Raw genomic sequence first — 22,066 nt, forward strand, 5'->3', positions numbered from 1 at the left:
CGGCATCTATGCTAGTGGTTGAGCCTCATAGCTCTTCACCAGCGACCATTGCCGTTCTTAAGTTGAAATCTAACCGTGCTTTAAGAGGTGCTTAGTCTAAACTCCAGTTACCAGGAAGAGCCTGGTAAAGCAGATCAGGAGGCTGTGCCTCCACATTTCATGGCAGCCATTCGAGGCAGAGCCTCTGGATATCGGTTCCCAGGCAGAGCCTAAGAACCAGTTGTTGTGGAGCAGGCATCTTGCCTGCTTCCTGCTAGGAACTACCCGCACAAAACAGCCGCATGATGGCAAATGTGATCCTCCATAAAAGTAGCTATAAAGTAATAGCTATGATCGTAACCTTCCTGCATCCTTAAAGTTAGTGGCTGTCCCGCTTTTTCACAAGCTGCCCCGAACACTTCCGGCAACAACTGCCCGTCAGCAAGAAACGAATCCGCAGTGCCGCAGTCAATCAGAATTGGACGGTTGTATTGCGCCTCAAGCACCAATTCGCTAGCATCCCAAGCCTTCCAAATCTCTTTGTCGCTGCCGAGGTAGTGCCCAAAGGCTTTTTGTCCCCAAGGGCAGCGCATTGGCGCGGAAATAGGCGCAAAAGCGGAAACTGAAAGATAGCGAGATCCATTTTTCAAAGCGCAAATTAAAGCCCCGTGTCCGCCCATCGAATGACCGAAAATTCCCTGTTTTTCCGGTATCGCTGGAAAATTTTCGGCGATTAAATTCGGTAATTCATCAACCACATAACTGTACATTCGATAGTGAGAATTCCAAGGTGCGGCTGTCGCATCAACATAAAAACCCGCACCACTTCCTAAATCCCAATCGTCATCTTCCCCAGGAATACCAGTATTGCGCGGGCTAGTGTCGGGCGCAACCAACATTAACCCGTATTTTGCCGCAAATTGTTGCGCCCCCGCTTTTGCCATAAAGTTCTCTTCCGTGCAGGTTAAACCTGAGAGAAAATACAAAACTGGTACGGGTTGAGATAAAGCTTGCGGGGGCTGGTAAACAGCGAATTTCATCTCGCTGTTGCAAGCGGAGGATTGATGACTGTAAAAGCCGAGTTTTCCACCGAAACTTTTCTGTTCTTTGTGCAGTTTTAGGGAGTCTGATATCATATTAATTCTATTTCATTTGTGAATGAGATTTTTTTATTAACCGCAGAGGGCGCAGAGGACGCAGAGGCAGAGAGAAAAGAGAAGTTATGTAGGGTGCAGCCCTGTACCTTACGGCTATAGATAGCGCGTAAAACCCCTTTTTCCGTAAGTCCTGTCTTCCTTCTTCCCTCTTCCCTCTTCCTTCTTCCTTCAAAAACTCAAAATGTCAACACTGTGCGAATTACTTCGCCTTTGTGCATTAAATCAAAAGCTTCGTTAATTTGCTCGATCGGCATTACCCGAGATACCAGACTATCAATATCAATTTTACCGTCCATGTACCAATCAACAATCTTAGGAACATCAGTTCTGCCTTTTGCCCCCCCAAAAGCCGTGCCTTTCCAAACCCTACCAGTTACTAGCTGAAACGGGCGGGTACTAATTTCTTGACCAGCTCCCGCTACCCCAACAATTACGCTCACGCCCCAACCTTTGTGGCAGCATTCCAAAGCTTGGCGCATCACATTAATGTTGCCGATACATTCAAAACTGTAATCAGCTCCACCTTTGGTTAAATCTACTAAATAAGGCACTAAATCACCTTCCACTTCACGGGGATTGACAAAGTGAGTCATGCCGAATTTTTCCGCCATTTCTCGCTTGTCGGGGTTCAAGTCTACGCCGACAATCATGTTAGCTCCCACCAGACGAGCTGCTTGAATTACATTCAAACCCACGCCGCCCAAACCGAAAACTACCACATTAGAACCAGGCTCTACTTTCGCAGTATTTATGACAGCGCCGATGCCAGTTGTGACGCCGCAGCCGATTAAACAAACTTTATCAAAAGGAGCGTCATCACGAATTTTTGCTACTGCAATTTCCGGCAATACTGTATAATTAGCAAAGGTAGAAGTTCCCATGTAATGGTAAAGTTTCTGCCCGTCTATAGAAAACCTGCTAGTGCCGTCGGGCATCACTCCCTGGCCTTGAGTCACGCGAATTGCTTGACAGAGATTCGTTTTGCGGCTCAAACAATATTCGCAGTTGCGGCATTCAGGAATGTAGAGAGGAATTACCCGATCGCCCACTTTGACACTCGTGACTCCCGCCCCCACTTCTGCGACAATCCCGGCTCCCTCGTGGCCTAAAATCGCAGGAAATAAACCTTCAGGATCGGCACCGGAAAGAGTGTAAGCATCAGTGTGACAAACACCGGTGGCTTTAATTTCCACCAACACCTCTCCAGCCCTCGGTCCATCCAGCTCAACCGTTTCAATGCTCAAAGGTTGGCCGGCACTGCGAGCAACTGCTGCTTTTACTTTCATGCTTTCTCCCTGCGATCGATTTGTCAATTCACCAGTCAATATGTATTGTATTACTTAATGTCAAACTTGGAGCAAATCTATGACAAAATTAATTGTAATTACCGGAGTCAGTCGCGGTCTAGGTCTTGCCATGACCGAAAAGTTTATTGAATTGGGACATACAGTTGTGGGATGCGCCCGTTCTTCCGAAGCGGTGGAAAAACTCCAACAAAAATATAGTGCGCCCCAGCATTTTACTGCTTTGGATGTCACCAACGACGAGCGAGTAAAAGCTTGGGCAACAGAAATTTTGGCAAAAAATGAGCCACCAGATTTGCTAATTAATAATGCAGGTATAGCTAATCATCCCGCGCCTCTTTGGAAGGTCAGTAACGAAGAATTTTCCCAGGTAATTGATGTTAATATTAAAGGTACAGCTAATGTAATTCGCCACTTTGTCCCGGCAATGATTGCTCGAAAAAGCGGCATAATTGTCAACTTTAGTTCTGCTTGGGGAAGGTCAACTTCGCCGGAAGTCGCGCCCTATTGCGCTTCCAAGTGGGCAATAGAAGGACTTACGCAATCGCTCGCTCAAGAATTGCCCACAGGTATGGCAGCAGTTCCTTTGAATCCGGGGATAATTCACACAGATATGCTGGACATTTGTTTCGGCGAAGATGCGGCAAATTACACATCAGCCAAAGCATGGGTGCAAAAAGCAGTTCCTTTTTTATTGAACTTGAAACCTTCAGATAACGGAATGCCGGTGAGTGTTCCTGGATAAACTGAGGCGCATCTAAATTTTATAGCCAAGTTTGATGAAATTCTTGTGGGGTGGGTGGATCGCCCGCCCAAAAATACAACTATGCGGGACAGCTTAATATAGCAACCCTTGCATGATTTGCGAACATCTCTCTTTTTTTCTCCTCTGCGCCATCTGCGCTCTCTGCGGTTCATTAAAAAAACTTCAAAAATGAAATAAAATTGCTATATTCTCAAAACTCTTTCCCCAAATAGCCACTGTGAACTTGCCGCTAACCTCCCCGTCGCAAACCGAAACCCGCAAAGCAGACCACCTGCGGATCTGCCTCGAAGAAGACGTACAATTTCGCGAAACTACCAGCGGCCTCGAACGCTACCGTTTTGAACACTGCTGTTTGCCAGAACTCGATCGCACCCAAATCGATTTAACCTCCACATTTCTCGGCAAAAAACTAGCCGTTCCCCTGCTAATTTCCTCAATGACAGGTGGCACAGAATTAGCCCAGACAATCAATTATCGCCTCGCCGATGTCGCTCAAGAATACAAACTAGCAATGGGAGTCGGTTCCCAGCGAATCATCGTAGAAAATCCTCAACTAGCTCCTACATTTGCCGTCCGTCGCCGCGCTCCAGATATTCTGCTGTTTGCCAATATCGGAGCAGTTCAATTAAACTACAATTACGGCTTGGAAGAATGCCAAAAAATTATTGATATTCTCGAAGCAGATGCCCTAATTTTGCACCTAAATCCGCTGCAAGAATGCGTTCAAACCGAAGGCGATACTAACTTTAAAGGACTGCTAGATAAAATTGCCAAGTTGTGCGATAAATTACCAGTACCAGTTATTGCTAAAGAAGTCGGCAACGGTATTTCAGGAAAAATGGCAAAGAAATTGCTCGCTGCGGGGGTAGGTGCGATCGACATTGCCGGGGCCGGAGGCACTTCTTGGGCGAAAATAGAAGGAGAGCGAGCTAAAGATGGCAAGCAGCGCAGGCTGGGCGCAACCTTTGCCGACTGGGGAATACCAACAGCCGAGTGCATTGTCAGCACCCGCGCCGCAGCGCCGGAGGTTCCCCTGATTGCCTCTGGAGGCTTGCAAAACGGGTTGGATGCAGCGAAGGCGATCGCTCTTGGCGCGGATATTGCGGGACTGGCGCGGCCGTTTCTACAAGCTGCTGCGGAATCGGAATCAGCCACAGCCCTCCTTGCTGAGGTGTTAATTGCAGAAATCGCCACCGTGATGTTCTGTACAGGCTGCGGTAATTTGGATGAGCTAAAACAATCTGGGGTTTTGGAAAGGTTAAGATAAAAGTGAGTCAGCAGTCAAAAGTCATTAGTCAGCAGTCAAAAGTCATTAGCTAATAACTAACGACAGCGGATAATTGCTAAATCCTAGTTGCAGGAATTACCAATAAAATCGTTTCCGCGCTTCATCGGAATAATATTATTTTTCCGCGTGCAGTGCGAGCCTCCCGCTCACACGTTGGGTATCATTCCGCTTTAACCGGACTTGCTCTCACTAATGACTAATAACTAATGACTAATAACTAATCACTAATTACCAATTATCTAATGAAAGATTTCCTAAAATATACCTGTGCAAGTTTACTGGGAACCTTCCTAGGACTGTTGCTGCTGGGCAGCATCGGATTGGGAGGACTGGTACTGCTAATTGCTCTGGCCGCATCGTCGTCTAAGGATTCAGGCCCGCAAGTTAAAGATAAGTCTGTATTGGTATTAGACCTTTCTTCAAATATCACCGACAGCAAACCGAGCCGTAGCACTGGCGCGGCGATTGAAGAAGTGTTTTCGGAAGATTCCGGCGATACAGTGACGCTGCGGACTGTTTTAGACACGATCGAATATGCTAAAAAAGACCCGAAAATTGTTGGCATTTATCTCGAAGGCAGCTCAAATTCTAGCAGCAGCGGGTTTGCCAATCTCAAAGAAGTTCGATCGGCATTGCAGCGTTTCCGAGATGCCAAAAAACCCATTTTTGCTTACCAGATGGACTGGAATGAGCGAGATTATTACCTCGGTTCTGTTGCTAATACCATTGCAGTCAATCCTTACGGCGCTTTGGAAATCAACGGTTTTAGCAGTCAGGCAATGTTTTTCACTGGTGCTTTGGAAAAATACGGCGTGGGAGTGCAAGTGACTCGCGTCGGCAAATACAAGTCAGCCGTTGAGCCATTTTTGCTCACAAAAATGAGTCCCGAAAATCGCCAGCAAACTCAAAAGTTGCTCGGAGATATGTGGGGAGAATACCTGAAAACTGTCGCCCCGAGTCGCAAAGTGACTGTTCCGCAACTACAAGCGCTTGCAGATAAGGGCGGAATTTTGATGGCTGACGAAGCTCTCAAAAGCAAGTTAGTTGATAAAGTTGTATACTTTGACGAAATATCGACCGAACTCAAAAAACTCACAGGAACCGATAGCGAAAACAAATCTTTCAAGCAAATTAGTTTGAAAAACTATGCGAGAATTGCCGAGAATAAAAAATCAACGAGCGCTGACAAGAAAAACCAAATTGCTATACTTTACGCTGAAGGAGAGATTGTAGACGGGGAAGGCAGCGCGACTCAAGTAGGAGGCGAGCGCATCGCTCAATCAATGCGAAAAATCCGAGAAGATAACGACGTAAAAGCGGTAGTTTTGCGCGTCAACAGTCCCGGAGGCAGTGCGACGGCGGCCGAAGTAATTGCACGCGAAGTGATGCTGACGGGGAAAAAGAAACCAGTTATTGTTTCAATGGGCAATTTAGCAGCATCCGGCGGCTATTGGATTTCGATGGGTTCCAACCGCATTTTTGCCGAACCCAATACGATTACCGGTTCGATCGGGGTTTTTGGAATGCTGTTCAACGTCGAAAAGTTGGCGGCTAACAACGGCCTGATTTGGGACGTGGTGAAAACCGCCCGGTTTGCGGATACTAACACGCTTTCCCGCCCGAAAAATCCTCAAGAATTGGCGAATATTCAGAGGAGAGTCGATCGCATTTACGATCAATTTATTACTAAAGTCGCCACCTCCCGCAAACTGCCGAAAATTAAGGTACAAGAAATTGCTCAAGGCAGAGTGTGGTCTGGTACGGCTGCAAAACAGTTGGGTTTAGTCGATGAAATTGGCGGGCTTGAAGATGCTGTGAGAGAGGCGGCGAAGCAAGCTAAACTCGGCGACGATTGGAAGTTGGAAGAATATCCAAAACGCCGCACTTTGGAGGAGCGAATTTTGGAAAGAATTTCAGGCGTTCACGTGTTGAAACCCGCCGCCAAACTCGACCCGCTAACGGCCGAATTTAAGAAAATGCAAGATGAATTGGGTGTGATCAAGTCGATGAACGACCCGCAAGGGATTTACGTTCGCTTGCCTTTCAATTTGCGGATTGATTAATTGATACCAAATCCGGGATTTTTACCCATTTATTCTTCAGTCGCACTCTGTTCGGACGAAAGTTTTGCTCTTGAACCTTTGTAAGCGCTGAGTATGATAGGGTTTTTTAAGGCGGATTTGGTAAAAGTAGGCTGACGCATCCTACCAACAACTGAAAAACCCGGTTTCTTCCAGAAACCGGGTTTATGAATACCCTAAAAGTCGATCGACTGGGAATTGGCAATATTTGTTATGCAGCACGCTGAGTTAACAATCCCCAGATGAATAGTAGAACGATCGCACCTATGACGGCAAAAGCAATACTCGGAATACTCAATGCTCCAACAGAAGCTCCGCCGCTCGTCCCAAGGAACATGTTACCTAGATAACCTCCCACTAGGGCGCCCAAAATTCCTAAACCTGTTGTTGCCAGAAAACCGCCACCTTGAGTTCCCGGATAAATGGCTTTGGCGATCGCACCAGCAATGAGTCCTAGAACAATCCAAGCAATAATATTGCCCATTTCTCTTTCTCCTGAATACTTAAACTTTTCTTGTGCCTTGTCTTATGTTCTAAGAATAACAACCGCTATCGATCCCTTACCTCTACCGCAGGGATGAACCGAAAGTGGTAGGATTTCTCATCAATCGTCCGAGTTTGAGGCTTTTTAATATGTCAAAAGAGTTAACCCACTTTTTCTAGCGAAGAAAGGTACTTATGCTCAAACCAAAAGGAAATAGGAGAATCTTTTCTGGGACTTTTTGTGTTTTGGTGGTTAAAAAAATTACAATATTTTTGTGAAATGAGGAAAGTTGGCGCCCGATGGATCTGACTCTGTGCATGATTGTGAAGAATGAAGAGGCAACACTGTCGCGGACTTTGGACAGCGTTAAGGGTGTTGTTGACGAAATAGTGGTGGTGGATACGGGATCGGGCGATCGCACTCGTGAAATTGCCCGAGAATTCGGGGCGAGGGTTTATGAGTTTGAATGGTGCGACGACTTCGCAGCGGCGCGCAACGAGTGTCTGAAGCACGCCCAGGGCGACTGGATTTTGGTATTAGATGCCGATGAGGTGTTGGTACCGGAGATTGTGCCTCAAATTAAGCAGGCAATTGCGAGCGATCGGCTGCTGCTAATCAATCTCATCCGCCAAGAAATCGGAGCCTCTCAATCTCCCTATTCCCTAGTGTCACGCTTGTTTCGCAATCGCCTCGACATCCGTTTTTCTCGCCCTTACCACGCAATGGTAGACGACAGCGTGGCTGAGATTTTGCAGAGGGAACCAAATTGGAAAATAGCTTCTCTCCCCGATGTGGCGATTTGGCACTCTGGTTATCACAAAGATGCGATCGCCGCCAAAAGTAAATTCCAAAAAGCTCAAGCAGCAATGGAACGCTATATAGCTTATTATCCAAACGATGCTTATGCTTGTAGCAAATTAGGCGCGCTGTATGTAGAAACTGGGCAAATTGGGCGGGGAATTAATTTATTAACCAAAGGCTTGACTGCTGCGGCAATTGATGATTCTATTGTTTACGAACTGAACTATCATTTGGGAATTGCTTATCGCCAGCAGCAGCAGTTTGCTAAAGCAAAAGAACACTATCAAGCCGCAATTAATACAAATGTGTTCCCGCCCCTCAAGTTAGGTGCTTACAATAATTTGGGCAACTTGTTCAAAGAGGAAGGAGATTTGAAATCTGCTGAAAAAGCTTACAAAGCAGCTTTAAAAATTGACCCCAATTTTGCAGCAGGTCACTATAATTTAGGACTGACGCTGAAGGCAGCCGGAAATTTAGCACATGCGATCGCCTATTACCGACAAGCGATAAAAATCGATCCCGAACACGCGGAAGCTCATCAAAACTTGGCAGTAGCCTTGCTGAAAATTGGCAAAATGCCAGAGAGTTTAGCAGAATTCAAAAGAGCGATCGCCCTTCACGAACAGCGCCGCCCTTTTGAAGCAGAACGACTGCGCCGGGGACTACAAGAAATGGGTTTAATGTAACTGAAATTATGGCTTTTATGGGCGGGTTCTTCGGCCCACCCCACAATCAAATTCTCGGATTGTGGAACAGTCATCTTGCCTGTTCATTAAAAATATTCCAAGATATGATATCGTTTCCGGTTGCATCGGAATAATAAAATCGAGTCAACAGTTAACACTCAACCATTCAGTTTTTCGAGTCCGAGTCAACAGTCAATCGATTTTAGATTTTAGATTTTAGATTGAAGCATTGACCCGACGGAGAAATTGGGGGGCTTGTTTATCGGATACAGGTTTTTTATTTTTCCGTCCTGAGTCTGCGAAGGAATGAATCCGGGGGCTTGTATCCTGGATGCTTTCGGTCAACAGTCAACAGTCAACAGTCAACAATAATTCCGGTGCAACCGGAATGGATATGAGATGCCACCAGCAAAATCAAGCAATTATCTCTACTTTCCCGCTATCCAAATCGTAGCGGCCCCCAACAACTTTAAGCTTGCCCGCCTTGACTGCTTCAGCTAAAATAGGCGACGAGGATTGTAACTTATTTACATTCATTTGCACATTAGCTCTGACTGCGTTATCCCACGCATTGCCTGTTTGACCTTTGGTCGAATCAACAGCCGGTTTAATCGCCGCCACCAAAGTGCTAATGTGACCCGGCACAGCTTTGCCATCTAAAGCTGCTTTGACAGCACCGCAGCGTTCATGACCCAGAATTACTAATAGTGGCACGCCTAATTCTAAGGCGGCATATTCTATATTCCCGAGAACCACATCATCGAGAAAATTGCCAGCTACTCGGATATCAAATAAATCCCCTAATCCTTGGTCGAAAATAATTTCGGGAGCAACACGTGAATCAGAACAAGCCAGGATGGTTGCAAACGGATGTTGACCCTGTGCTACTTCTACAATTCGCGATCGAGCTTGGTCGGGAAATGTCCGTTTTTGCTCAATGTAGCGTTGATTCCCCTCCATCAATTTCTGAAGAGCACTGTTAGGAGTAAGCTCAGAGATTGCCTCGGCCTTTGCTGCTTCGGCTTGTAACAACGCAGGTGCAAAGCTTGCCGCGAGCATCCCTGCACCAGCCTTCAACATTAAATTACGTCTCGAAATCATGCCTCTACTTCCGCTTTCACTCATTGCTTATAACTCGGTTCAATTGTTTAATTTTTTCTATTTTATAGCATAATATCTACCACAAGCTTAGGCAGATTTATTTGATTTTTCTTTACACGCCGCTCCGGCCAAATGTAAACTTCAAAAAAGTGACCAATTATAATTTAATTCATATTTTATTTCACCAAGTCAACTGCGGTCATCCTTCTGCCGGCAGGGAATGCTAGAATGTATCTAAAACGACAATTATTTATAAATGGCTCGAAATGTCTTACGTCGCCAGCATTCATATCTATCCGGTTAAGTCCCTTGACGGCATAGCAGTCGGTCAAGCCACTATTCTAGCCAGCGGAGCTCTAGAAGGCGATCGCTCTTTTGCAATCTGCGATGCAGCCGGAGAATTGGTTAACACTAAGCGTAACAGCGGAGTCCGTTTTCTACGCTTATCCTTTGACATCAAAAAGAGAATTGCCGGCCTGAAAATACAAGACACCGAACAAGAATTTTTTTTTCATGTAGATAGAGAACGCCCAGTAGTAGAATGTTGGTTGAGCAACTACTTCGGTTTCCCCGTCAAGTTAATTGAAAACTTGCTGACTGGTTTTCCCGACGATACCACTGCACCAGGCCCAAGTATTATCAGTACCGAAACAATTGCCGAAGTTGCATCTTGGTTTCCCAGAGTTTGCGTTAACGAGATGCGCCATCACTTGCGAGCTAATATTGAAATAGGAGATGTCCCGGCGTTTTGGGAAGATGAACTTTTTCCCCAAGCTGATGAAATTGTCAGGTTGAAAATAGGGACTGTAATATTTGAAGGTATTAATCCGGGTCATACCTGTCTTCTATCTACACCAAATTATGCACTGATAGAAGCTTATCCAAATTTTAAAAAAATACTAGCAGCAAAGCACAATGAAATCATGCCTAACTTGGTAAAAAAAAGGCATTTAAATTACTTTAGTCGGCTGATAGTTAACACCAGAGTGCCACCTCAATCAGCCGAAAAAATAGTACACATAGGAGACGAAGTTCAAATTCTCACCGTCAGCAAATCCCTATTTAATACCATTCCTGATTAGTTGTATGGCACGACTCTGATCAAGCCGGCGGCAACTCCAAAGAAAGCTGACCCAACACACCAGTTCTAAAATCGTTTAACATCTGCCGCGCCGTTCGTTCCACATCTCCTTTATACTTGTCTTTTGCCACCTCGTGCAAATAATCTTCACCATTACTAGATGCTGGATCTAATTTATACCTGGATTTGAAACCAGATAGTGATATCAACGTGTCATCAGTCGCCTCCAGCCCTTGCAGCAAATCTACCATCGCTGCTGCTACTACCTGATTGTCGTAAGCTGCTTCGCCAATATCTTCGCAAATAGCTAATTTTATGGCATTTTCTTGATTGTTAATTCGGGTTGGGATGACTCCAGGCGCGTCTAATAATTCAATTTCCTCAGAAATGCGAATCCATCGGAGCGATTTAGTTACTCCAGCTCTGCGGGCACTGTCCACCACTCTCCGCCCTAACAGGCGATTAATTAGAGCAGATTTTCCTACATTGGGAAAGCCCATCACCACTGCACGGACTGGACGGGGCAGCATACCTCGATCGAACCTTCTTTTATTTAGCTGCACCCCAGCATCCTGCACGGCATCCGCCACAGCGTCTACTCCTTGACCGTGCTCGGCATTAGTAAAATACGCAGTTTCCCCCTGGGCCTCAAACCATGTTTCCCACGCCTCGCGCGATCGAGGTGTAATCATATCCATCCGGTTGATGACCAAGACTCGCGGCTTGCCGCCCACCCAGCTCGGCATTTGGGGGTGATAAGTAGCCAATGGAATGCGGGCATCTCGGACTTCGAGTACCACATCTACCCGCTTTAGCTGTTCTTTTAATGCCCGTTCAGCTTTGGCAATGTGACCGGGATACCAGTGAATTTTCATTAGTTAGTTGACTGTTGACTGTTGACTGTTGACTGTTGACTTTTGTTAGTTGTTAGTTGTTAGTTGTTAGTTGACAGTTGTTAGTTGTTAGTTGTTAGTTGTTAGTTGTTAGTTGACAGTTGTTATTGGTTAGTTGTTGAATGACAACAGTCAACTGTCAACTGCCAACTGCCAACAGTCAACAGTCAACTGACAACTGTCAACTGACTAAGGCACAATCAAAACTGCACAAGGAGACAGATTGATCACCCGATTGGTAACGCTGTCAGACGCCCCCTCATCGGTTAAACCCATTCCCCGACAGCCCATCACAATCAAATCGGCCCCAATTTCGTCAGCCACATCGCAAATCGTGAAAGCAGGTTTGCCTTCCCGTTCGATGATTTCAGCTTCAATTCCCTGCTGGGAAAACATCGATTGGGCCTCAGAAAGAAGTTTGGCGACTGCTTCGGGGGAAGTCATCACCTCTCGCGCGGGGGCGTCGGCCTCCTCGGCTGGGGGCTCGACTACCGAGAGAATAACTAAGCGAGAGGCGTAGGTTTTCACGATATTGACCACCTTTTCGGCAGCTTCGCGGGCTTCTCGGCTTTGATCTACAGGAAATAAGACAGTCTTGAACATACTGCGCATCTCCGGGACGCGGACTCCGATAAAATGTTTACGTTGAGCCAATCAGTGCCGTTTGTTTCATCTTCCGTTTTTTGTACGGACGCGGTTGAATGCGTCCGAGGCCCAAGTGCAAGTGACCAGTGCCGCCATTTCAACGGAATTCGACAAAAACACACATATTAGGAGGTTAATCCTGTGACAAAAAAAACTGTAGCAAATTTATCGGCATCGGACTTATCGGGCAAACGGGTATTGGTGCGGGCGGACTTTAACGTGCCGCTCGACAACGGCAATATCACCGATGATACTCGCATCCGGGCGGCTCTGCCGACAATTCAAGATTTAGCGTCCAAGGGCGCTAAGGTGATTTTGTGCAGCCACTTCGGCCGTCCCAAGGGTGTGACGGAGAAGTTGCGCTTGACGCCGGTTGCTAAACGGCTGTCGGAATTGTTGGGTAAAGAAGTCAAAAAGACTGACGACTGCATCGGTGATGAAGTCGCTGCTACAGTCGCCGGGATGCAAAATGGCGATGTGCTGTTGCTGGAAAATGTCCGCTTCTACCCAGAAGAGGAGGCAAACGACCCAGAATTTGCTAAGAAGTTAGCTTCGGTGGCCGATTTGTATGTCAACGATGCTTTTGGTACTGCTCACCGGGCTCACGCTTCTACAGAGGGCGTTACTAAGTATCTGAGTCCTTCTGTGGCTGGCTTTTTGATGGAAAAGGAACTGCAATATCTCGGCAGTGCGATCGACAATCCTCAGCGTCCTTTAGCTGCTATTATCGGCGGTTCTAAGGTTTCCAGCAAGATTGGAGTCATTGAAAAACTGTTGGAAAAGTGCGACAAACTGCTGTTAGGCGGCGGCATGGTTTTCACCTTCTACAAAGCTCGCGGCTTGAACGTTGGCAAGTCTTTGGTGGAAGAGGACAAGCTGGAACTTGCTAAGTCTTTGGAAGCTAAGGCGAAGGAACGGGGAGTTACTTTTCTGTTACCTACTGATGTGGTAGTTGCTGACAAGTTTGCTGCTGATGCTAACACTCAAACTGTCTCTGTTGAAAGCATCCCCGACGGTTGGATGGGTTTGGATATCGGCCCGGATTCAGTAAAAACTTTCCAAGATGCTTTGGCCGATTGCAAAACTGTCATCTGGAACGGGCCGATGGGCGTGTTTGAGATGGAGAAGTTTGCTGTGGGAACTGAAGGAATTGCTCATTCTTTGGCTGGACTTACTAAAACTGGTACTACCACAATTATCGGTGGTGGTGACTCGGTGGCCGCTGTGGAACAGTTGAATTTGGGTGAACAAATGAGCCACATTTCCACTGGTGGCGGTGCTAGTTTGGAACTGCTCGAAGGTAAGGAATTGCCTGGTGTTGCTGCTTTAGATGAAGCTTAATTAAGTTAAGTAGGGCGGGCTTGGCCCGCCTTGCGGTCAGCAGGTCTAAATCATTGGCTGCGAATCATTTTTTTGAGGGTTTACCGCAGAGGGCGCAGAGAACGCAGAGCAAGAGAAAAGATAGAAGGACTTGGGTTTAAAGTCTACAGTTTGCTAGTATAATTTATTTGAAGTAGCAGTGAGGTTTGTTTGTGAAAATTAAAATTTTGGCAACTGTAGTGGCAAGTTTAGCTTTGTTTGGGCTGGCAGCTCCACTTAAAGCTCAAAATCCAGATCATGTTAGGCAATTGCTGGAAGATAAAGAGTGCGAAGGCTGTGACTTGAGAAATGCTGATTTGTTCAACGCTAGCTTGTACAGAGCTAATTTAAGAGGAGCCGATTTAAGCGGAGCAAATCTCTATGAAGCTAATTTGGTAGAAGCTGATTTAAGGGGTGCTAATTTGGCGAATGCTAACTTAGTTAATGCGGAGATGTACGGAGCTGACTTGGATAGTGCTAATCTGCGAAATGCGGATTTGTCTAATGCTTTTTTGGCGCGAGTGAATCTGACGAGTGCTGATTTGCGCGGTGCTAAACTTTTTAATGCGAATTTGGCCGAAGCTTATCTGTTGCAAGCTAATTTGTCGAATGCCGATTTGAGGCGATCGCTGCTGTTTAGAGTTAATTTGAATCGTGCGAATTTAAGCGGAGCGAATATGTCTTTCGCGGATGTGCGGGAGAGTAATTTGCAGGCTGCTATTTTGTCATCAAATACCAGGCTTCCTAATGCTCTATTGATCGGTACAAATATCGATGCTGCTAATAACGTGCGGCAGGCTGATTTGGGACGTGCCAACTTGCGGGGTACGAATTTGGGACCGGGGGTTTGTGTGATAACTAATTTTCCTTATTGTGTTTTGGAGTGGGAATAATCGGCCTGCTGATTGCGTCAGCCGCGATTAATACGGATACCGTGCCGCGTACTCCTGTGGTGGAAAGATAAAAATTTTAGACCCTACTTCAAGCTCCCAGATGAATCTGTGGAGTAAATCTAAAATCTAAAATTTAAAATCGACTCACCCGGCACAAAAACGGATAGAAGCGTCCGACTTAAGTAGTGGAAATATAAAAATTTTAGACTAAAGTTTTAGCTCCCAGATGAATCTGTAGAGTAAATCTAAAATCTAAAATCTAAAATCTAAAATCGACTAAGTGGCGCGCACACCCTAGGTGGAGTTCAAAGCTAAGTTTGAGGTGGTTTGTATCCTCTTTCCAGGGCAAATCTCACAAGCTGAGCACGATTATCTAACTGTAATTTGCTGAAAATGCTGCCTAAATGAGCTTGCACAGTGCGGGGGCTAATAAACAGCCGATCGCTAATTTGTTTGTTAGTATAACCCTGGATCACCTCCCAAAAAACTCTTTCCTCGGCTGGTGTTAAAGGCAAAGGTGCAGGTGTTGGCAATACTGCCACAAATGTTGGTTCTACCGCCCTACCGCTAGAAGTTTGAAGCAGTCGAACAATCTCGGCGTGAATGCGGTGAGAGCGCTCTAACTGCCCCTTTACCTTAGCTAAAATTTCTTCAGACTGAAAAGGTTTTACCAGATAATCGTCACCGCCGATCGAATGACCTTCAACTTTTGACTCAATCTCCCCTTGACCAGACAAAAATATAAAGGGGACTAATTGTCCCAAACGGGTAGTTCGCAAACGGCGACAAAACTCAAACCCGTCCATTTCCGGCATCATGACATCTGAAATTACCAAATCTGGGGGGGCATTTTCAAACATTGAGAGCGCCTCAATCCCTGAATTAGCGCATTCAACCCGATATCCCTGACTTTCCAAGTACATTGCTAAGACTGTTTGACAGTCTGCTTCGTCGTCCACCACTAATATTCTTTCCATGACAGGCTTGCACCAATTCCAGTTGGACAGTTATTGAAACTGCCAGTCCCAAAGTAGAAACTTAAATGAGTTTACCTGCTGCAACTTGATAAAAGCTCGCAATTTCAAGACGCCACAATTCCTCAAATAGTCCAATTCCGGGCCCCGATCGCATAAAAGGGGAAGAAGTAGAGGAATATGGGAAAAAACCTCCTTCTTTGATTTGCCTATCCTAAAAAGCTACAACTTTTTATGAGGAAGCGTCAACTTTTATGCAGAAAAGAGAAGGTAACAGAAATAATTTTATTCTATTATACAGAAATCTTGGTGACACTTACACTATTCCTAGACCAGAAATTGAAAGGTTTTTAGATTTTTCCGGTTCGGACACAGGTACAAAAGGAACAACGCGATCAGGTGCTACTACTGGGGGCTGCGCGAACAAAGCGGGGTCGGCAACCAACATACTTTCAATTACCGCTGCTGGTTCGGGGCGACTGAACAGATACCCCTGCATGATATCGCACTGATGTTGTTTCAAAAAATCTAGTTCTGCTTGTGTTTCCACTCCCTCAGCAATTACGGTCATATTCAAACTGTGACCCAGTAAAATTACTGCTGTAGTAATAGCAGCATTTTGAGTATCTTCGTTGGCATTACGGACGAAAATTCGATCGATCTTTAAACTGTCAAAAGCAAATTGCTTAAGATACCCTAAAGTAGCGTAACCGGTGCCGAAGTCGTCAATAGCAATCCGAATTCCTAGAGCTTTAAGTTGGTTTAAAGTAGCGCCTGCTACTGTCGCATTTTCCACCAAAGCGCTTTCGGTCATTTCTAATTCTAAATTAGCAGGCTCTAAACCTGTAGTTTCCAATATTTGGACGATTCGCGCCTTGAGTTCCGGGTCGGACAACTGCCGAGCCGACAAGTTTACTGATATGGTAAAAGGCGAAAACCCCGCCGCCAGCCAACTCGCGGCTTGAGCGCAAGCTGAAAGCAGTACCCACTCGCCAATCGGAATAATTAAACCTGTTTCTTCTGCTAAGGGAATAAATTCGCAGGGAGAAATTATACCTCGCTCGGGATTTTGCCAGCGCACTAAAGCTTCGGCGCCGATAACTTGGCCAGTAGCAATATTCACTTGTGGCTGATAGTATACCTGAAACTCACCTTGTGCCAAAGCGTGGCGCAACAAAGCTTCGAGAGCAAACTTTTCAGGAGAGAGGGTCGTAACCTTGGTGGAGTCGTTAACTAAATCTTTGAGTCTGGCTTCTGCTTGGTGAAGCGCCACTGTCAGCGGTTGAGTAATAGTTTGCCGTTTCAAGACGCGAGAAGCAATGGCTCCCAGCAATTCAGCCTTGGTAAACGGCTTTGTCAGGTAATCGTCGGCCCCCAATTCCATCCCCCGACGAAAATCGGTTTTGTCACTTTGAGCCGTGAGGAAAATAAATGGAATTGTTGCAGCTAGCGAGTTTTGCCGCAGAGTCCGCAACACGTCATAACCGTCGAGTTCCGGCATCTGCACATCGCACAAAATTAAATCCGGTATCTCCGAAAGTGCCATCTGCACCCCAGCTCGACCGTTTTCAGCCGCAATGACCCGGTAGCTGTGAGATTCCAGGAGTTGCAGAAGAGTTTCCCGGATTAATTCGTCGTCCTCAATTACCAAAATTTTGAGCATGATACTTAGATAACAGATGGCACTATTCTGAACCTGACTAACTCTAGCATACTCAAACTAACGAATTACTGAGTCGGCCAATTAGCCAATAAACGATTAGCCAAATGGCTGAATATTTTCCCTCGGTTCTTAAGTCACCATAAAAGCACTGGGAAAGTAGGGAAGAGTTCGATCTCTTTCAAGAGCAGAAAACTTCTGCGCCCGACTCGTTTGATAAATTTTCATTACAAAATAGCCGGTGTTTCTCATAAAAAAAATTAGCCAACCGTTTCAGTGCGCGGATGGCGGAAATCACTCAGACAATGACTTAATATTATAGCAATCCTTGCAGGAGTCGTAATTTTTTTGACCCCACCCCCAACTCTCCCCAAACCTGCGGGGAGAAAGTAAGAAATTCACAAATTATTTACGAGTGCTATATGAGGTGCGGTTAATTGTTCATAATTGCTCCGTGTTTGTACTGACAACTAGAGTTTTCTCTCTCGGGATGAATCAGGACGTAGTGTCCTGATCGCTCCCAAAAAAGGATACTTGCTTTCAGACAACAGTCGTGGATAGATAAAAATTTTAGATGAAGGTTCAACCTGCCAGAGTCATCTGTGAGCTCAATCTAAAACCGACTAACGGAGAACTTAATTATGCTTCTATAACCGGAAATCCTATTATGCACTGCCTTAATTCACCGGCCTAGTTGAATTCACGCAAAACTTTTCATCTACAATTGCAGAAGTGATACGGACAGCCTGCATTGATGATGACGGAATTATCTGGTCTTGCGGAACTACCACGGTCTTTTTACAAACCAGCTCGCTACTGCCTACAGAGGCAAAGTTCCAAGCATAAACTTCGGGAGTGCTGACTGTCGCATTGGCCGGATGTAAACCTAGTGCCGTCACTAATACTAATCCAAAAGTCACTAAAGCTAGGATCGCGAATTTCAGCATATTCTTTGTTTGAACCCGACAACTTATCTGATTGGTATTACCTTATTATTGCCTGGGTGGATAGAGAGCGTCAATAGCAGTTATTCCGCCGTCAGGTTCAACTCGTAAGCGATCGGCTCAGATGCTTGAGAAACTACCACAAATTCATAATAACCAGCATCATCCAGCAATCCAGACCAACTCAGCCCCTCTGCATCTGCCAGCAAAGCTCGCGCGCCCTTTGTCCGCCCCGGAGTATAAATTGACAGTAGAGTTGATTTGCGCGGTGCTTGTAAATTCACGCGCAAAGTTTGATTTTGAGCGAGCCTGGCAATGTAAGCTTTCCCTTCTCCGGGTTTGAGATTGCCTGTGAGGCGTTTGCTCTTCGATAGGCGGTCAAATTCAACGCTTTCGACAGTTGCTCCCGCTTGTAAGGCTTCGAGTTCGTCGGCGGTAATTGCTTGCCAAATTTGTCCGATCGGCAAACCGATGATATTGCGATCGCGCGGCTGTTGTGGAAACCAATAAAAGAACCTAGCATCAGCCAAATCGTACAAAGCCCGACTGCTCAAATTCAGGTTGTTAACCTCAGTTTTCCAGCGATCAATATCTGTGGTGTCATAACTGCCCAACCGCGCTCTAGCGTCGCTGCTGAGATTTTCCAGCTTGTCGAGCAACTCGTCGCCGATTTTCTGCCACCTTTCGCGCCATTGGCGATCGTCCTGGCCTTCTTTTAACAATCGTCCGCCCAATTCCGGGTATTTGGCATAGAAAGTCTCGTCCACAAGATTGACGTAACCGTTATAGAATCGATCGTCAATTTTGAGCTTTACAAAGCGATCTTGCAAAGCATCTTCTTGCTGCTGCTTCGGGTTTGCAGGTTGGGGAACTTTCTGTACTTTTGATTGCAGATTTAACAAAGAATTGCCCGCCAACCAGCCAACTCCCCCCATCGTTGAGAGCACCGCCACCACAAACAACACCATTTTCCAAGCAGGCATCTTTTGCTGATTGCCAATAGCAGCTCGCACCGGAGTTCCCGGCAGTTTTGGCGCGGGGGCGGGCATGGGTATAGGCGAGAAATCCGGCGGCTGCGTGGGCCCAAAATCCGGGGCTGGCTGTGGCGGTTGCAGGTGCGGCGGTAAAGGCGGATTCCCCGATAGAGCGAGCATTACCTCGCGAGCCGAGGAGTAACGCTGGCTCGGCTGTTGAGCAAGCATTTTATCCAGCACCTGGGACAAATTCGGAGACAGAGAACATTCCGCCCGCCAGTTCCAATTGAGCGTCTGGCTGTCGAGTAACTGATGCGGTTCCTTCCCCGTCAGCAACACTAAAACCGTGGCCGCCAGAGCGTACAAATCGCTGTGGGGAGAGACGATACCCATTTGCATCTGTTCGACGGGAGCATAGCCGAGCTTGCCGATGCGAGTCGCGGGGCCGGAAGTGCCGTTAGCCTCAGCGAACAGAGACTCTACGGTGGCGGCGACTTGTTTTACTCCGCCGAAGTCGATCAGCACCGGCATTCCGTCAGACAGCCGCAGAATCAGGTTGTCCGGGGAGATGTCGCGGTGAAGCACTCCCAAAGAGTGAATGTATTCGAGCACGGGCAAAATCTGGAGCAGCAGTTGATTGATTTCTGCCTCTATGAACCGCAAACCCTGACGCTTGCGGGCGTCGAGCAGAAAGCGGTAGGTTTGGCCGGGCACGTAGTCTTGGACGAGAAATAGGTAGCCTCGATCGCTGATACTGACGCGGAAAAGTTCGCGGAAGCGGGGGATTTGATTGTGTTGCAGCTTGTAGAGCACTCCTGCTTCCCGCTCGAACAGTTCCTCGGATTTTTGTAAAGCGTAACTTCCATGTACTTGGGGCGCAAATTCTTTTAAAACGCAGGGTTCGTTAAATCGGTGGGCATCTTCAGCGAGGTAGGTGCGCCCGAAGCCTCCGTGTCCCAATTCGCGGACGATGCGGTAGTGGTTGTTGAGAGTTATGCCGGGGTAGATGGGATTGTTCATTGGAACTTGCTGCGTCGGATTTTCACGCTTGACTGAGACTAGGAGTTTTGGGCGATCGCTGAATTAATCTTGACATAGTGTGTCAGTGTTTATTAGTCGATCGGCAGCTTCGCTATCCCCTATGGTTATTGTGAAAACAGCGGTTTCGTGCTATAGAAGTTTACCTATTGCGCTATATTTTCGATCGACCTCAAAATGTGTTCAAATTTTTAGTGTCCAGCCCAATGTGCGATCGGGTCGCGCCGCGCTACTAATGGAATCTTGAGCGATCGAGGTGCAAAATACGCATTTTAAGGAGCAAATCATGCAGCCAGAACAGCGTCAGCGAGCAATTGGGGCGTTTGAAGAGTTTTTGAAGGCGCCGCTTGAGGAACGATTGCAACACCAGCAGAGTCGAGTTGCCGAATCCGGGGCGATCGGGCTTTTTCAAAAAGTCGCGACCACAGTACCAGCTTACCAGACTTTCCTAGCTGCACATAACATCAATCCCGCTTCAATTAAAACCTTTGAAGACTTCCAAAAATTGCCGCTAATTACCAAAGAGAATTATTTACGCTGTCACCCGCTACCTCAGTTGTGTTACGAGGGGAAATTAGAAACTTGCGATTTCATTGCTGTTTCATCTGGTTCGACAGGAAACCCGACATTTTGGCCTCGTTTTATGAGTGACGAGTTGCAAATTGCCGCTCGTTTTGAACAAATATTTCACGACAGTTTTTACGCCGACAAGCGCTCCACATTAGCTGTCATTTGCTTTGCGTTGGGAACTTGGGTTGGGGGAATGTACACGGCGAATTGCTGCCGCTATCTAGCGAGTAAGGGCTATCCCGTTACAGTTGTGACGCCGGGGAATAATAAGACTGAAATATTGCGAGTTGTGCAGGAACTGGGGGAGCATTTTGAGCAAGTAGTTTTGTTGGGATATCCACCATTTATCAAAGATGTGATTGATAGCGGAATTGCTGGGGGTGTGGAGTGGCAAAAATACCGAATTAAGATGGTGTTTGCGGGAGAAGTGTTTAGCGAAGAATGGCGGAGCTTGGTGAGCGATCGCACTAATTCTGACAATCTATATTACAACTCTGCGAGCCTTTACGGTACTGCGGATGCGGGCGTTTTGGGCAACGAGACACCGCTGAGCATTTGCATCCGCCGCTTTTTAGCAAACAATCCCGAAGCAGCACGCAATTTATTCGGGGAATCGCGGTTGCCAACGCTGGTGCAGTACGATCCGAAAAGTCGCTTTTTTGAAGTGAATAATGACGGCACGCTATTATTTTCGGGCGACAATGGCATCCCGCTAATACGCTATCACATCTCGGATAACGGCGGTTTAATTTGTTACGAAGCAATGCTCAATTTTTTGGCTGAATGGGGATTTAACCCTGTGGCACGTTTGCAGCAAGCAGCAGGTATGAAAGTTTCTGATTTCCCCAGAGGAATTCGCTGCTTGCCATTTGTGTATGTATTTGGGCGATCGCACTTTACCGTTTCCTACTTCGGTGCTAACATTTACCCGGAAAATGTCACCGTAGGTTTAGAAGTTCCCACTATTCGGGAATGGGTGACGGGAAAATTTGTACTGCAAGTCAAGGAAGATGGGGATCAAAATCGGTTTTTATCTGTTGTTGTGGAATTAGCAGCGGGGGTGGAGGGCGACGAGGAGATGAAGCAGGCGATCGCATCTTCAATTCTCGCGCAATTGCGGCGGCTAAACAGCGAATTTGCTAATTACGTGCCGCCCGAATATCAGTTACCTGTCGTGACATTAACGGAGACGGGCGATGCGGAGTATTTTCCGATTGGGGTGAAGCACCGATACACGCGGCAGTAAGTAGTTTGAATTAATGTAAGCTTTCCCTTCTCCGGGTTTGAGATTGCCTGTTCGGATTTTTGTAAAGCGTAACTTCCGTTTACTTGGGGCGCAAATTCTTTTAAAACGCAGGGTTGGTTAAATCGGTGTGCGTCTTCAGCGA

The 22,066-nt window shown here is 46.5% G+C and carries 18 protein-coding genes; 8 read left to right on the forward strand and 10 right to left on the reverse strand.

The annotated features are described in order from the left end of the window. Window positions 1-260: 260 nt before the first annotated feature. Together fghA and D0A37_RS13630 are read right to left on the reverse strand one after the other, a co-directional pair. Window positions 261-1,115 (reverse strand): S-formylglutathione hydrolase, encoded by an 855-nt coding sequence (gene fghA / locus D0A37_RS13625; protein WP_242724887.1) that lies wholly within the window; start codon window positions 1,113-1,115, stop codon window positions 261-263. A 197-nt stretch (window positions 1,116-1,312) separates the two neighbouring features. Further along, the gene (locus tag D0A37_RS13630) at window positions 1,313-2,422 is read right to left on the reverse strand and encodes an S-(hydroxymethyl)glutathione dehydrogenase/class III alcohol dehydrogenase (protein ID WP_242725520.1); all 1,110 of its coding nucleotides are present in this window, start codon (window positions 2,420-2,422) and stop codon (window positions 1,313-1,315) included. Between the two features lie 79 nt (window positions 2,423-2,501). On the opposite strand from D0A37_RS13630, the gene D0A37_RS13635 reads away from it, so the two are divergent. From D0A37_RS13635 to sppA, 3 genes are all read left to right on the forward strand, one after another. Continuing rightward, a complete protein-coding gene (locus tag D0A37_RS13635; RefSeq protein WP_242724888.1) occupies window positions 2,502-3,185 on the forward strand; it encodes an SDR family oxidoreductase in 684 nt (227 codons plus the stop codon). A 238-nt stretch (window positions 3,186-3,423) separates the two neighbouring features. Then, a complete protein-coding gene (gene fni / locus D0A37_RS13640; RefSeq protein WP_242724889.1) occupies window positions 3,424-4,473 on the forward strand; it encodes a type 2 isopentenyl-diphosphate Delta-isomerase in 1,050 nt (349 codons plus the stop codon). A gap of 263 nt (window positions 4,474-4,736) precedes the next feature. Then, complete coding sequence (sppA, locus tag D0A37_RS13645; protein WP_242724891.1) at window positions 4,737-6,557, forward strand: signal peptide peptidase SppA; 1,821 nt, start codon at window positions 4,737-4,739, stop codon at window positions 6,555-6,557. A 229-nt stretch (window positions 6,558-6,786) separates the two neighbouring features. On the opposite strand, the gene D0A37_RS13650 is transcribed toward sppA, so the two are convergent. Next, complete coding sequence (locus D0A37_RS13650; RefSeq protein ID WP_242724892.1) at window positions 6,787-7,059, reverse strand: GlsB/YeaQ/YmgE family stress response membrane protein; 273 nt, start codon at window positions 7,057-7,059, stop codon at window positions 6,787-6,789. A 299-nt stretch (window positions 7,060-7,358) separates the two neighbouring features. Here D0A37_RS13650 and D0A37_RS13655 point away from each other — a divergent pair, with 299 nt between their 5' ends. After that, complete coding sequence (locus D0A37_RS13655; protein ID WP_242724893.1) at window positions 7,359-8,546, forward strand: glycosyltransferase family 2 protein; 1,188 nt, start codon at window positions 7,359-7,361, stop codon at window positions 8,544-8,546. Between the two features lie 414 nt (window positions 8,547-8,960). On the opposite strand, the gene D0A37_RS13660 is transcribed toward D0A37_RS13655, so the two are convergent. Continuing rightward, window positions 8,961-9,671 (reverse strand): carbonic anhydrase, encoded by a 711-nt coding sequence (locus tag D0A37_RS13660; protein ID WP_242724894.1) that lies wholly within the window; start codon window positions 9,669-9,671, stop codon window positions 8,961-8,963. A 242-nt stretch (window positions 9,672-9,913) separates the two neighbouring features. Here D0A37_RS13660 and D0A37_RS13665 point away from each other — a divergent pair, with 242 nt between their 5' ends. Continuing rightward, window positions 9,914-10,729 carry an MOSC domain-containing protein gene (locus D0A37_RS13665; protein WP_242724895.1) on the forward strand — a complete coding sequence of 272 codons (816 nt, stop codon included), beginning with the start codon at window positions 9,914-9,916 and terminating at the stop codon, window positions 10,727-10,729. A gap of 19 nt (window positions 10,730-10,748) precedes the next feature. Here the strand turns inward: D0A37_RS13665 and ylqF are convergent, their stop codons facing one another. Beyond that, on the reverse strand, window positions 10,749-11,603 hold the full coding sequence (ylqF, locus tag D0A37_RS13670; protein WP_242724896.1) for a ribosome biogenesis GTPase YlqF: 855 nt from the start codon (window positions 11,601-11,603) through the stop codon (window positions 10,749-10,751). Window positions 11,604-11,810: 207 nt separating this feature from the next. After that, window positions 11,811-12,224, reverse strand: coding sequence for a universal stress protein (locus D0A37_RS13675; protein WP_006633514.1), 414 nt, complete (start codon window positions 12,222-12,224; stop codon window positions 11,811-11,813). A 183-nt stretch (window positions 12,225-12,407) separates the two neighbouring features. On the opposite strand from D0A37_RS13675, the gene D0A37_RS13680 reads away from it, so the two are divergent. Continuing rightward, window positions 12,408-13,607 (forward strand): phosphoglycerate kinase, encoded by a 1,200-nt coding sequence (locus tag D0A37_RS13680; RefSeq protein ID WP_242724897.1) that lies wholly within the window; start codon window positions 12,408-12,410, stop codon window positions 13,605-13,607. A 191-nt stretch (window positions 13,608-13,798) separates the two neighbouring features. Beyond that, window positions 13,799-14,518, forward strand: a complete 720-nt coding sequence (locus D0A37_RS13685) for a pentapeptide repeat-containing protein (RefSeq protein WP_242724898.1) — start codon at window positions 13,799-13,801, stop codon at window positions 14,516-14,518. A gap of 311 nt (window positions 14,519-14,829) precedes the next feature. Here D0A37_RS13685 and D0A37_RS13690 read toward each other — a convergent pair whose 3' ends face one another. The 4 genes from D0A37_RS13690 to D0A37_RS13705 all read right to left on the reverse strand — a co-directional run bounded on the left by D0A37_RS13690 (window position 14,830) and on the right by D0A37_RS13705 (window position 20,090). Continuing rightward, complete coding sequence (locus D0A37_RS13690; RefSeq protein WP_242724899.1) at window positions 14,830-15,495, reverse strand: response regulator; 666 nt, start codon at window positions 15,493-15,495, stop codon at window positions 14,830-14,832. 313 nt (window positions 15,496-15,808) lie between these two features. After that, on the reverse strand, window positions 15,809-17,155 hold the full coding sequence (locus D0A37_RS13695) for an EAL domain-containing response regulator (protein WP_242724900.1): 1,347 nt from the start codon (window positions 17,153-17,155) through the stop codon (window positions 15,809-15,811). Window positions 17,156-17,829: 674 nt separating this feature from the next. Further along, window positions 17,830-18,099 (reverse strand): hypothetical protein, encoded by a 270-nt coding sequence (locus tag D0A37_RS13700; protein WP_242724901.1) that lies wholly within the window; start codon window positions 18,097-18,099, stop codon window positions 17,830-17,832. 80 nt (window positions 18,100-18,179) lie between these two features. Next, a complete protein-coding gene (locus D0A37_RS13705) occupies window positions 18,180-20,090 on the reverse strand; it encodes a serine/threonine-protein kinase (protein ID WP_242724902.1) in 1,911 nt (636 codons plus the stop codon). Between the two features lie 304 nt (window positions 20,091-20,394). Here D0A37_RS13705 and D0A37_RS13710 point away from each other — a divergent pair, with 304 nt between their 5' ends. Further along, entirely contained in the window at window positions 20,395-21,924 is a 1,530-nt protein-coding gene (locus D0A37_RS13710; RefSeq protein WP_242724904.1) for a phenylacetate--CoA ligase family protein, read from the forward strand. Window positions 21,925-22,066 lie beyond the last annotated feature (142 nt).

The sequence above is a fragment of the Microcoleus vaginatus HSN003 genome, assembly GCF_022701255.1.
Lineage (GTDB): Bacteria > Cyanobacteriota > Cyanobacteriia > Cyanobacteriales > Microcoleaceae > Microcoleus > Microcoleus vaginatus_B.